The sequence below is a fragment of the Pseudomonas sp. 51_B genome, assembly GCF_017491595.1.
In the GTDB taxonomy this organism is placed as follows: domain Bacteria; phylum Pseudomonadota; class Gammaproteobacteria; order Pseudomonadales; family Pseudomonadaceae; genus Aquipseudomonas; species Aquipseudomonas promysalinigenes.
In genome coordinates this window covers 350,561-363,178 of sequence record NZ_JAFGYW010000001.1, presented here as the reverse complement: position 1 = coordinate 363,178, position 12,618 = coordinate 350,561, and the positions used below count along the sequence as shown (strand labels likewise).

Annotated in this window: 7 protein-coding genes; 3 read left to right on the top strand and 4 right to left on the bottom strand. The window is 61.0% G+C overall.

Annotated features, from left to right (window positions below):
• The first annotated feature begins 73 nt into the window (after positions 1–73).
• The 3 genes from J5M56_RS01665 (at position 74) to glgB (ending at position 7,765) form a co-directional block, all read left to right on the top strand.
• Positions 74–2,092 carry an alpha-1,4-glucan--maltose-1-phosphate maltosyltransferase gene (locus J5M56_RS01665; protein ID WP_207869287.1) on the top strand — a complete coding sequence of 673 codons (2,019 nt, stop codon included), beginning with the start codon at positions 74–76 and terminating at the stop codon, positions 2,090–2,092.
• 144 nt (positions 2,093–2,236) lie between these two features.
• Positions 2,237–5,554, top strand: a complete 3,318-nt coding sequence (treS, locus tag J5M56_RS01660) for a maltose alpha-D-glucosyltransferase (RefSeq protein WP_207869285.1) — start codon at positions 2,237–2,239, stop codon at positions 5,552–5,554.
• Complete coding sequence (gene glgB / locus J5M56_RS01655) at positions 5,555–7,765, top strand: 1,4-alpha-glucan branching protein GlgB (RefSeq protein WP_207869282.1); 2,211 nt, start codon at positions 5,555–5,557, stop codon at positions 7,763–7,765.
• A gap of 31 nt (positions 7,766–7,796) precedes the next feature.
• Here the strand turns inward: glgB and J5M56_RS01650 are convergent, their stop codons facing one another.
• The 4 genes from J5M56_RS01650 to J5M56_RS01635 all read right to left on the bottom strand — a co-directional run bounded on the left by J5M56_RS01650 (position 7,797) and on the right by J5M56_RS01635 (position 12,611).
• The gene (locus J5M56_RS01650; RefSeq protein WP_207869279.1) at positions 7,797–8,876 is read right to left on the bottom strand and encodes an autotransporter outer membrane beta-barrel domain-containing protein; all 1,080 of its coding nucleotides are present in this window, start codon (positions 8,874–8,876) and stop codon (positions 7,797–7,799) included.
• Positions 8,877–9,187: 311 nt separating this feature from the next.
• The gene (locus J5M56_RS01645; RefSeq protein WP_207869277.1) at positions 9,188–9,982 is read right to left on the bottom strand and encodes an endonuclease/exonuclease/phosphatase family protein; all 795 of its coding nucleotides are present in this window, start codon (positions 9,980–9,982) and stop codon (positions 9,188–9,190) included.
• Positions 9,983–10,037: 55 nt separating this feature from the next.
• Positions 10,038–12,191 carry a glycogen debranching protein GlgX gene (glgX, locus tag J5M56_RS01640; RefSeq protein ID WP_207869275.1) on the bottom strand — a complete coding sequence of 718 codons (2,154 nt, stop codon included), beginning with the start codon at positions 12,189–12,191 and terminating at the stop codon, positions 10,038–10,040.
• Between the two features lie 150 nt (positions 12,192–12,341).
• Positions 12,342–12,611, bottom strand: a complete 270-nt coding sequence (locus J5M56_RS01635) for a DUF2934 domain-containing protein (RefSeq protein WP_186476849.1) — start codon at positions 12,609–12,611, stop codon at positions 12,342–12,344.
• Positions 12,612–12,618: the final 7 nt, after the last annotated feature.

Sequence of the window (12,618 nt, the reverse complement as noted above, 5' to 3'; positions counted from 1 at the left end):
TCAATTTTTTTGAACCCCCTGCCTGTGCCTGGCTCTGAACCCTTACCGCCAACAGCCTGAGGGAGCAAGGTCGATGTCACTCAACGAGCCCTTTGAAAGCGTACCCATGGCGAACGATCACCCGGACCAGGCCATCAGCCTGTCCCAGGCGCTGCTCGCGCCGCGCATCGTGATCGAGGGTACTGAACCGGTGCTTGATGGCGGCGCCTTCGCCGCCAAGGCAGTCAGTGGCCAGCCAGTGACTGTCAGCAGCAAGGTCTACAGCGATGGCCATGACCGCTTGGCGGTGATGCTCAACTGGCGTGAAGCCAGTAGCCGCCGCTGGCATTGTTTGCCTATGCAGTCGCAGGGCAACGACCTGTGGCTGGCTGAGTTCACGCCTACGCAAATCGGGCCGCATCTGTTCAGCATCGAAACTTGGATCGACCCCTTCGCCACCTACTGCCATGACCTGGAGAAGAAGTACCACGCCGGGGTCGAGGTTTCGTTGGAGCTGGAAGAGGGGCGCTTGATGCTGGGCAAGGGTGTGGAACTCAGCCAAGGCTCGTTGCGCGAAGAAATCGGTGCTGTGCAAGCGCAGTTGGCTTCGCTGGATACCGACGGGCAGGTCGCCAGGCTGCTGCATCCCGATACTGCCAGGCTCATGGCCTTGGCCGAGCACCGCAGCTATCTGACTTGCAGCCGTGAATTCCCGCTGGATGTCGACCGACCGGCGGCGTTGTTCGCCAGCTGGTACGAACTGTTCCCTCGGTCGATCACCGACAGCCCCGAACGGCACGGCACGTTCAACGATGTGCACGCCCGCTTGCCGATGATCCGAGACATGGGCTTCGATGTGCTGTACTTCCCGCCGATTCACCCGATCGGCACTCAGCACCGCAAGGGCCGCAACAACGCTTTGCGCGCTGAGCCTGGTGACCCCGGCAGCCCTTACGCCATCGGTAGCCCTGATGGTGGCCACGAGGCGATTCACCCGCAACTGGGAAGCCGTGAGGACTTCCGCCGGCTGGTCGCCGCCGCCGCTGAACACGGCCTGGAAATCGCGCTGGACTTCGCCATTCAGTGCTCTCAAGACCATCCCTGGCTCAAGCAGCACCCCGGCTGGTTCAGCTGGCGGCCTGATGGCACCATTCGCTACGCTGAGAACCCGCCGAAGAAGTACCAGGACATCGTCAATGTCGACTTCTATGCTGCCGACGCCGTGCCGTCGCTGTGGCTGGCCCTGCGTGACGTGGTGGTCGGTTGGGTCGAGGAGGGCGTCAAGACGTTCCGCGTGGACAACCCGCACACCAAGCCTTTGCCGTTCTGGCAATGGCTGATCGCCAATGTGCGTAGCCAGTATCCGGAGGTCATATTCCTGGCCGAAGCCTTCACCAAGCCTGCCATGATGGCCCGGCTGGGCAAGGTCGGTTATGCCCAGAGCTACACCTACTTCACCTGGCGCAATACCAAGCAGGAGTTGCGCGAGTACTTCGAAGAACTCAACCAGCCGCCATGGTGCCACTGCTACCGGCCGAACTTCTTCGTCAATACGCCAGATATCAACCCCTATTTCCTTCATACCTCAGGCCGCGCCGGGTTCCTCATTCGCGCTGCGCTGGCAACCATGGGCTCAGGGTTGTGGGGTATGTATTCGGGCTTCGAACTGTGCGAGAGCGCAGCGTTGCCGGGCAAGGAGGAGTACCTGGATTCGGAGAAGTATCAAATCCGCCCGCGCGATTTCAACCAGCCCGGCAACATCGTTGCCGAAATCGCCCAGCTCAACCGCATTCGCCGGCAAAACCGTGCGCTGCAGACGCACTTGGGCGTGGCCTTCTTCAACTGCTGGAATGACAACATCCTGTACTTCGCCAAGCGTACGCCCGAGCGCGACAATTTTATTCTCGTAGCGATCAGCCTGGATCCGCACAACGCACAAGAGGCGCATTTCGAGCTGCCATTGTGGGAACTGGGGCTGGACGATGATGCCCAAACCCTGGGTGAGGACTTGATGAACGGCCATCGCTGGACCTGGCATGGCAAAACCCAATGGATGCGCATCGAGCCTTGGCATCAGCCGTTCGGTATCTGGCGCATCGAAAAGGCCAGTTGACCATTGCATATCGCGCCTTGCAGAGGCGGGTGGGCCTGCAAACCCAATCAGGTCGGTGCCGCACACCCGCTTCCACGCTTCGCGGCGGAACCCGCTGCTACCTAAGATCGCGCAAGCTCAACCCAGCTTTGAAAGGAGTCACCCATGGCCAAGCGTTCGCGCCCGGCAGCTTTCATCGATGACCCGCTGTGGTACAAGGACGCGGTGATCTACCAGCTGCATATCAAGTCGTTCTTCGATTCGAACAACGACGGGATCGGTGACTTCGCCGGCCTGATCAGCAAGCTCGATTACATCGCCGAGCTGGGTGTGAACACGCTTTGGCTATTGCCGTTCTATCCCTCGCCGCGGCGCGACGACGGTTACGATATCGCCGAGTACAAGGCCGTGCACCCAGATTACGGCAGCATGGCCGACGCCCGGCGCTTCATTGCCGAGGCTCACAAGCGCGGGCTGCGGGTGATCACCGAGCTGGTGATCAATCACACCAGTGATCAGCACCCCTGGTTCCAGCGCGCCCGGCATGCAAAACGTGGCAGCAAGGCGCGGGACTTTTACGTGTGGTCGGATGATGATCAGAAATATGACGGCACGCGCATCATCTTCCTTGATACCGAGAAATCCAACTGGACCTGGGACCCGGTCGCCGGGCAGTACTTCTGGCACCGCTTTTACTCGCACCAGCCCGACCTGAATTTCGACAACCCCCAGGTGCTCAAAGCGGTAATCGGGGTGATGCGCTTTTGGCTGGATATCGGCGTGGACGGTTTGCGCCTGGATGCGATCCCGTATCTGATCGAGCGTGATGGCACCAACAACGAAAACCTCCCGGAAACCCACCGGGTACTGAAGGCGATCCGCGCCGAGATCGATGCCAATTACCCAGACCGCATGCTGTTAGCGGAAGCCAACCAGTGGCCTGAAGATACCCGACCCTATTTTGGCGAAGGCGATGGCGATGAATGCCATATGGCTTTCCATTTTCCGCTGATGCCGCGTATGTACATGGCTCTGGCCATGGAGGATCGCTTCCCGATCACCGATATCCTGCGCCAGACGCCGGAAATTCCCGCCAAGTGTCAGTGGGCGATCTTTCTGCGCAACCACGATGAGCTGACCTTGGAGATGGTCACCGACCGCGAGCGTGACTACTTGTGGAACTACTACGCCCAAGACCGTCGCGCCCGCATCAACCTGGGCATCCGCCGGCGACTGGCGCCGTTGCTGCAGCGCGACCGCCGGCGCATCGAACTGCTGACCAGCTTGCTGTTGTCGATGCCGGGCACACCCACGCTGTACTACGGTGACGAATTGGGCATGGGTGACAACATCTATCTGGGTGATCGTGATGGCGTGCGCACCCCGATGCAGTGGTCACCCGACCGCAACGGCGGCTTCTCCCGGGCCGACCCGCAGCGCCTGGTGATGCCGCCGATCATGGACCCACTGTACGGTTACCAGACCGTCAACGTCGAGGCTCAATCCCATGACCCGCACTCGATACTGAACTGGAACCGTCGGCTGCTGGCCGTGCGCAAGCAGCAGAAGGCTTTCGGCCGCGGCAGCCTGCGCATGCTCACCCCAAGCAACCGGCGGATTTTGGCCTACCTGCGCGAGTACACCGATGCCGAGGGCAACAGCGAGGTGATTCTCTGCGTCGCTAACGTTTCCCGCGCCGCCCAGGCCGCTGAGCTTGAGTTGTCGCAATACGCTGACAAAGTCCCCGTGGAGATGCTCGGTGGCAGCGCCTTCCCGCCGATTGGCCAATTGCCGTTCCTGCTGACTTTACCGCCCTATGCCTTCTACTGGTTCCTGCTGGCTTCCCACGACAGCATGCCCAGTTGGCACGTTCAAGCCACTGAGGGGTTACCGGAATTGACTACATTAGTGCTGCGTAAACGCATGGAAGAACTGTTGGAGTCGCCTGCCAGCGACACCCTGCACACCACCATACTGCCGCAATACCTGCCCAAGCGCCGCTGGTTCGCCGGTAAAGAGAGCCCAATCGATCAAGTACGCTTGCGTTATGGCGTCCGTTTCGGCACCGCGACCACGCCCGTGCTGCTGAGCGAAATCGAGGTGCTCAGTGCAGGCGTTGCCACTGATTACCAGTTGCCCTTTGGCTTGTTGCCTGAGGAGCAGATCAACAGCGCGCTGCCGCAACAGCTGGCATTGTCCAGAGTGCGCCGAGGCAGCCAGGTAGGCCTGATCACCGATGCCTTCGTGCTCGAACCGTTCATTCGCGCCGTACTGCGCGCCTGCCAGGACGGCGTGCAGCTACCGTGCGGCAACGGCCAGGGCGAGCTGCGTTTCGCCTGCACCGAACAGTTGGCAAGCCTGCAACTCAATGAGCAGAGTGCAGTGCGCTACCTGAGCGCCGAGCAGTCCAACAGCTCGGTAGTGATTGGTGATCGCGTGGTGCTCAAGCTGATCCGCCGGGTGAACCCAGGCGTTCACCCGGAACTTGAGATGAGTGCTTACCTAACCGCCGCAGGCTTTGCCAATATCTCGCCGTTGCTGGCCTGGGTCAGCCGCGTCGACGAGCAGGACACCCCGCACCTTTTGATGATCGCTCAGGGTTATCTGAGTAACCAGGGCGACGCCTGGGCCTGGACCCAGAACACCCTGGAGCGGGCCATCCGCGATGAGATGGAACCGACACGCGGTGAGGCCCAGGCCCATACCGACGCCCTGGCCGAGCTCAATGGCTTTGCCGCGTTGCTGGGTCAGCGCCTTGGCGAAATGCACCTGCTGCTAGCCGCGCCAAGCAACGATCAGGCCTTCGCGCCGCGGCCAAGCGACGCCGACGACACCCAACGCTGGACCAGCCAGATCACTGCCGAGCTCAATCATGCGCTGGACCTGCTGGCCCAGCACCGTGGCCATCTGGACAGCGATAGCCAGGCCTTGGTCGATGACTTGCAACACCAGCGTGAGGGCCTTGGCCAGCATATCGCCAGGCTCGCCGAGCAAGCCCAGGGCGGCCTGTTGATGCGCGTTCACGGCGACCTGCACCTGGGCCAGGTGCTGGTGGTGCAGGGCGACGCCTACCTGATCGACTTCGAAGGCGAGCCTTCGCGTCCATTGGACGAGCGCCGCGCCAAACACAGCCCGTACAAAGATGTCAGCGGCGTGTTGCGCTCTTTCGACTATGCTGCTGCGATGATCTTGCGCAGCGCGTCTAGCGTGGACCTCAGCGGCCCCGCACGCCAAGCCCGGCAACGTATCGCCCGGCAGTATCTGCACCAGTCGCGTCATGCATTCATCCAGGCCTATGGCTTGGCTACCGCCGCAATGCCTCACGCTTGGCAGCAGGCCGAAGGTGAGCGCGCCGCACTGGAACTGTTCTGCCTGGAAAAAGCTGCCTACGAAATTACATACGAAGCCGAAAACCGTCCAAGCTGGCTGGCCGTGCCTTTGCATGGCCTGCATGGACTGATCAGCACTTGGGGAGAGTCATAGATGAATGCAACCACGCGTGAAAACGGCGGCCTTCGGCAACGGGACCTGGATGCCCTGGCCCGCGCCGAGCACGCCGATCCTTTTGCAGTGCTAGGCCCCCATGGCGATGGACACAGCGGCTTGTGGATCCGCGCTTTTCTGCCAGGTGCGCTGAATGCGCGCGTGCTGGCGCGCCATGATGGGCGTGTGCTGGTGCAAATGGCGCAGGGTAGTTTGCCTGGCCTGTTTACCGCGCACCTCGATGAGGCACAGCCCTACCTGTTGCAGATCAACTGGGCGGGCGGTGAGCAAGTCACCGAAGACCCTTACAGCTTCGGCCCGCAATTGGGCGAGATCGATCTTCACCTGTTCGCTGAAGGCAACCACCGTGACCTGTCTGGGCGCTTCGGCGCTCAACCGATGCAGGTCGAGGGCGTCGATGGGGTTTGCTTCTCGGTCTGGGCGCCCAATGCCCGCCGAGTCTCGGTGGTGGGTGACTTCAACAATTGGGACGGGCGCCGGCACCCCATGCGTCTGCGTCATGGTGCTGGGGTATGGGAGTTGTTCATTCCGCGCCTGGGCGTGGGTGAAACCTATAAGTTCGAAGTGCTGGGCAAAGACGGAATCTTGCCGCTGAAGGCTGACCCACTGGCTCGCGCTACCGAGCTGCCACCGAGCACCGCCTCGAAAGTGGCCGGCGCTCTGGGCCACGCCTGGGGTGACCAAGACTGGATGCACCAGCGCGCCCAGCGCCATGCCTACAGCGCGCCGCTGTCTATCTATGAACTGCACCCAGGCTCCTGGCAGTGCGAGCTGGACGAGCTGGGTGAGGTATCGCGTTACTACAATTGGCGTGAACTGGCCGACCGGCTGGTGCCCTACGTGCAGCAATTAGGCTTCACCCATATCGAGCTGCTACCGATCATGGAGCACCCCTTCGGCGGTTCCTGGGGCTACCAGCCTTTGTCGATGTTCGCACCCACGTCGCGCTATGGCAGCGCCGAAGATTTCGCTGCGTTCATCGATGCCTGCCACCAGGGCGGCATTGGCGTGATACTTGACTGGGTGCCGGCGCATTTCCCAACCGACGAGCATGGCTTGGCGCGCTTCGACGGCACTGCTCTGTACGAATACGATAACCCCTTTGAAGGCTACCACCAGGACTGGAACACGCTGATCTATAACCTGGGGCGCAACGAGGTGCGCGGTTTCATGGTGGCTTCGGCGCTGCACTGGCTTAAGCACTTCCATATCGACGGCCTGCGCGTGGACGCCGTGGCGTCGATGCTTTACCGCGATTATTCGCGCAAAGCGGGTGAGTGGGTGCCGAACCGCTACGGTGGGCGAGAAAACCTCGAGGCCATCGACTTCATCCGTCACCTCAACGGCATTGCCGCCCACGAGGCGCCAGGTGCGCTGATCATCGCTGAGGAATCAACCGCCTGGCCTGGCGTCAGCCAACCGACCGAGCAGGGTGGCCTGGGGTTCACTTACAAGTGGAACATGGGCTGGATGCACGACACGTTGCACTACATCCAGAATGACCCCATACACCGTGCCCATCATCACAGTGAGTTGAGTTTCGGCCTGATCTACGCCTACTCCGAGCACTTCATCCTGCCGATTTCCCACGATGAAGTGGTGCACGGCAAACATTCGTTGATCGACAAGATGCCCGGCGATCGTTGGCAGAAGTTTGCCAACTTGCGTGCCTACTTGACGTTCATGTGGACTCACCCAGGCAAGAAACTGCTGTTCATGGGCTGCGAGTTCGGCCAATGGCGCGAGTGGAATCACGACCATCAGCTGGACTGGTACTTGCTGCAGTATCCCGAGCACCAAGGTGTGCAACGTTTGGTGGGTGACCTCAACCGCCTGTACCGTGAAGTGCCGGCGCTGCACGAACAGGACTGCCAGCCCCAGGGCTTCCAGTGGCTGATCGGTGATGATGCGCAAAACAGCGTGTACGCCTGGTTGCGCTGGAGCAGCCAAGGCGAGCCGCTGCTGGTGGTGGCCAACTTCACCCCGGTGCCGCGCGAAGGTTACCGGATAGGCGTGCCGTTCGGTGAGCGTTGGCAAGAGCTGCTCAACAGCGATGCCGAGCTTTATGCCGGCTCCAACGTCGGCAACCTCGGCGCTGTGCAAAGCGAGGCAGTGGCAAGCCACGGGCAGCCATTGTCCTTGACGCTGAACCTGCCACCGCTTGGGGTACTGGTGATGAAGCCTGCTTGAAGTGGCCGGGGCCGCCTGGCGGCCCCAGTCGCTACCAGCGCATTCTCACACCAAGGCTGCCAATCAGCCCATTGAGGTCGTTGTCGTCCACATCACTGCTGTAGTCGGCACTGACAAAGAGTGCGACCGAAGGTGTGACCCGTGCCACCAGGCCCAGGCCCAGTTCCACGGTAGTCGAGTAGCGGGAACTGGAAATCTTGTCTACCTGGTCCAGCTTCACGTCACCCGTGTCGCTGAAGTCATACCAGACGTTGGTTCGCACATAGGGCTCGATCGGCATGTTGTTGACTTCGTAGCGCCCGGACAGCTTGGCACCGACACGGCCACGCCAGCTGGGTTGGCTGTCGAAAGTTCGCAGGGAGTCCTCTTGCGCCTGATTGCCGGGGAAGAACCGTTGGTTGATCAATTGCGCCTGCGGCTCGATCACCCAGCCGCCGCCTAGCCCGATGGGGTAACCGCCCTGCAGAGACACTGTCATCGCGTGGCCGCTGTCATTCAGGCGCTGCCCGCCGTCGCCGCGGCCCATGACTTCGATGCGCGAGCCCATGGCCACGGCATCCAGATGCCAGCCTTGGGCGTGGCTCATGCTCCAGTACACGCCCAGGCTCTCGCCGCTGAGATTGACTGCCTTGCGCTGTTTATCCCCTAACAAAGGCCGCACCCCGCTGAGGCTGCTTTGCAGATTATTGTGACCGACGAAAATCCCCGCGCGGTGCACGTTGCCTGCGGCGGTTTCACGCACGAACAGGTCTGGGCCAATCATCAGTTGCTGACTGGGCGCTTCCAGCTGTTCTGGTGCTCGCGCGCCGGGCGGGGTCGCGGTGCCTGGCAAGAACTGCTGCCACTGGCGGGCTGCAAGGTCAGGGGCGGGCAGGCTGTGACGGTCGCTTATCTGCTCGCTGAAGGCGCTTAGGGTACCCAGGCTCAAGCCGCTGGCGCTGACCGGGTCGAGCGACAACTTCGGCTGCGTCATTTGTTGCAGGTAGTTGGGTGAAAGCGGGTCATCCAACAGATCGAATGCGAAAGTTTCCACCGGGGTTGCCAGAAGCATCGACGTGGAAACCGCGTAGAAAATAGGTTCGAAACGCGAGGGGTTCGAGGTTCTTTTCATGGCGGATCTCCTTTGGTTCTCGTTGTAAAGCTCAAGGACCTGGCCTGTTGTCACGAGCTGTACGACCAAAACAGAGGGCGACCCAAACCAGCACACCAGTAACGCGAGCGCACACAAAGGTGCGCGCTAGAGGCCCGGCGCGACGATTGACGACAATGTTCAGCTAAGGAGAGGCTGATGCTCGCGTCAAGAAAACGTGAAGGGGGCGTCCAAGCGCTGTTAAGCGAGTTAAGGCGTTGATTCTTGGAGTTTATCGTTCCGCCATAGCGACGGTCGTTATTTTGCCACCCTATGGCTATGCCGAATCATTGTTAGAGCCGTACTTCCACTACCAACGGCAAATGGTCGGAGAGGTGCGTCCAAGGCTTGTGGCTCAGTATCTGGGGAGCATGGCTATCGGCATTGCGCAGGTAGATGCGGTCCAGGCGCAAGAGTGGCAGGCGAGCTGGGTAGGTGCGAGCCAACAGGCCGTGATGGCGCTCGAACGCTTCGTGTAAACCTGGATGTTGGCAAAGGATACGATTACCGCGCTGCTGCCAGTCGTTGAAGTCACCGGCAATGATGACCGGCTCATCGGCAGGCAGCTCATCGAGCAGCTGGCGTAGCAGTTGCAGTTGTTGCTGGCGGTGGCTCTCGAGTAACGACAAGTGCACGCAAATGGCATGAACAGCTTGGTCCCCCGGCACATCGAGGACGCAGTGCAGCAAGCCACGACGCTCGGGGCCGGTAATCGATACGTCGAGGTTGCGATGTTCGATGATTGGGTATTTGGACAAGAGCGCGTTGCCGTGGTGGCCATCGGGGTAAACCGCATTGCGGCCGTAAGCGAAATCGCTCCACATGCTGTCGGCGAGAAATTCGTACTGCGAGGTCTGCGGCCAACCAGGGTAGCGCGCGGCATGGCGATCATGACTGCCAAGCACTTCCTGGAGGAAGACGATATCGGCCTCAGTACTGCGTACTGCCTCGCGCAGCTCTGGCAGGATGAACCGACGGTTGAAAGCGGTGAACCCCTTGTGGGTGTTCACCGTAAGCACCCGCAGGCGCCGCACCGCGGCGGCCTGACGGGTGTTGATGAAACCTGTGCTGCCGGCTTCGAGGTGCATGTTCACTCCTCAATGCAACGGATACAGGTTGGGACCGAGCAGGCCCTAGGTGGGTTCAGTCTTCCTGGTGCTTCAACACCAGCAACAGGAACGAGCGCCCCGTGACGTCGAAGGTGCTGTCGAAGGCCAGTTGCTCAGGCTTGCGCAGCTCAGGCCGGTCAGTGTCGATCAGGCAGCTCCAGTAGTCGCCGTCAGGGACCGCAGGCAATTTGAACGGCACCACATCGTGATGGGCATTGACGATCAGAAGCATGGTGGCCTCCGAGCCCGGCCGCGCAATGCCACTGACCTGCGCACGCCCATCGATCAGCATGCCCATGCAGCGGCCATGGGGGTCTTCCCATTGTTCGACGCTCATTTCGTTGCCATCTGGGGCAAGCCAGGTAACGTCCTTGACGCCGATCGCCTCGTTGTAGTCGCCGACCAGAAAACGCGAACGTCGCAGCACCGGGTAGGTCAGGCGCAGGCGGGTCAGGCGCTTGACGAAGGCCAGCAATGCCTTGCCATCTTCGTCCAGGTCCCAGTTGATCCAGCCGATTTCGCTGTCCTGGCAATAGGCATTGTTGTTGCCGTGCTGGGTACGGCTGAACTCGTCACCGGCAACGATCATTGGGGTGCCCTGGGCCAGCAGCAGGGTCGCGAAGAAATTGCGCATCTGGCGCATACGCAAGTCGTTGATCGCTGGGTCTTCTGTCGGGCCCTCGGCGCCGCAGTTCCACGACAGGTTGTTGTCGGTGCCGTCCTGGTTGTTTTCGTCGTTGTCCTCGTTGTGCTTGTTGTTGTAAGAAACCAAATCGCGCAAGGTGAAGCCATCGTGAGCGGTGATGAAGTTGACCGACGAATATGGGCGGCGCCCGCGATTGTTGAACATGTCACCCGAGGCGGTCATGCGCCCGGCGAAGTCGGCCAGTTGGCCCTCATCGCCCTTCCAGAAGGCCCGCACAGTATCGCGGAAGCGGTCGTTCCACTCGGCCCAGCCGGGTGCGAAGTTGCCCACCTGATAGCCACCGGGGCCGCAGTCCCAGGGCTCGGCGATCAGTTTGACCTGGCTAAGCATGGGGTCCTGACGGCAGGCGACGAGGAAGCCGTGGCGCTCGCTGTAACCGTCGTGGTAGCGGCCCAGGATGGTCGCCAGGTCGAAGCGGAAGCCATCGACGTGCATTTCCCCCGCCCAGTAACGCAGCGAGTCGGTCACCAGTTGCAGCACGCAAGGGTGGCTGAGGTCCAGGGTGTTGCCGGTACCCGAATCGTTGATGTAATAGCGCTTGTTGTCGGGCATCAGCCGGTAGTAGGAGGCGTTGTCGATGCCCCGCATCGACAGGGTAGGGCCTTGTTCGTTGCCTTCGGCGGTGTGGTTGTAGACCACGTCGAGGATCACCTCAAGGCCTGCATCATGCAGGTGCGCGACCATTTCCTTGAATTCGGCGATCTTGCCACTGGCCAGGTAGCGCGGATGCGGTGCGAAAAACGCGATGCTGTTGTAGCCCCAGTAGTTGTTCAGGCCCTTGTCCAGCAAATGCTGGTCGTTGACGAAGGCGTGGATCGGCAGCAATTCGATGCTCGAAACGCCCAGGTCCTTGATGTGCTTGAGCAGTTCGTCGTTGGCAAGGCCGGCGAAGGTGCCACGAAGCTCCTCGGGCACTGCCGGGTGGCGCATGCTGATGCCGCGGGTGTGGGCCTCATAGATGATGGTCTGTTCCCATGGCACTTGCACGCGTTGGTCGCGGCCCCAGGTGAAGGCAGGGTCGATGACTTTACACTTGGGCACAAAGGGGGCGCTGTCACGTTCGTCGAAGGACAGGTCGCCATCGGGGTGGCCGATGGTATAGCCGAACAATGCTTCGGACCATTCCAGGTTGCCCACCAGTTGTTTGGCATAAGGGTCGATCAACAGTTTGTTGTGGTTGAAGCGATGGCCGTTCTCTGGTTCATAAGGGCCATACACACGGTAGCCGTAGACCAAGCCGGGGTGGGCGTCGGGTAGGTAGCCGTGGTAAATCTCGTCGGTGTACTCAGGCAGCTCGATGCGCTCGAGTTCATTTTCGCCCGTTGAGTCGAACAGGCAGAGTTCGACCTTCGTGGCATTGGCTGAGAACAGGGCGAAGTTGACTCCCAGGCCGTCCCAGGTGGCGCCTAGGGGGAATGGCTGGCCTTCGCGAATGCGCGACGGGGCAACGGAGCGGGTTTTCTTGGGCGTGCGCGGGCTCATGGCTAACCTCGAAATGGCCTTGGTAGGATGAAATTCAGGGGAACTGTTTGGGCGTGATCGCCGATCAACCCGCTCTACCAAAGACCACTGCTCGCCTAAGGCGTGGCACGGCTCGGTGGGGCAGGCTAGTCGGCGATGTGCAGCACCGCCTTAACCTGCAGCGGGTTTTTTAGGCGCTTTAGGCTTCTTGGCGGGGGCTGGTTTTACAGTGCCAGGCAGGGCTGCCGCTTTCGGTTCCTGAGTTTGCTTGGGCTTGGCAGGGGCGCGCTTGCGCGGCGCCGCCTTGGGCGCGAGCGCCTCGGCTTCGGCCAGCTTGCGAGCCATATCCCAGTGGCGGTCTTCCTGGCCGGCTGGCTTACCTTCCGATTCCCAGATCTGGTAAGCGAACTCGCGGATTCGTTTTTCATCGACGCTCATCATGACGCTC

Excerpts from the sequence above, each read along its gene's own strand:
- J5M56_RS01665 (WP_207869287.1), top strand. The coding sequence starts at position 74 with ATGTCACTCAACGAGCCCTTTGAAAGCGTACCCATGGCGAACGATCAC.
- treS (WP_207869285.1), top strand. The coding sequence starts at position 2,237 with ATGGCCAAGCGTTCGCGCCCGGCAGCTTTCATCGATGACCCGCTGTGG.
- glgB (WP_207869282.1), top strand. The coding sequence starts at position 5,555 with ATGAATGCAACCACGCGTGAAAACGGCGGCCTTCGGCAACGGGACCTG.
- J5M56_RS01650 (WP_207869279.1), bottom strand. The coding sequence starts at position 8,876 with ATGAAAAGAACCTCGAACCCCTCGCGTTTCGAACCTATTTTCTACGCG.
- J5M56_RS01645 (WP_207869277.1), bottom strand. The coding sequence starts at position 9,982 with ATGCACCTCGAAGCCGGCAGCACAGGTTTCATCAACACCCGTCAGGCC.
- glgX (WP_207869275.1), bottom strand. The coding sequence starts at position 12,191 with ATGAGCCCGCGCACGCCCAAGAAAACCCGCTCCGTTGCCCCGTCGCGC.
- J5M56_RS01635 (WP_186476849.1), bottom strand. The coding sequence starts at position 12,611 with ATGATGAGCGTCGATGAAAAACGAATCCGCGAGTTCGCTTACCAGATC.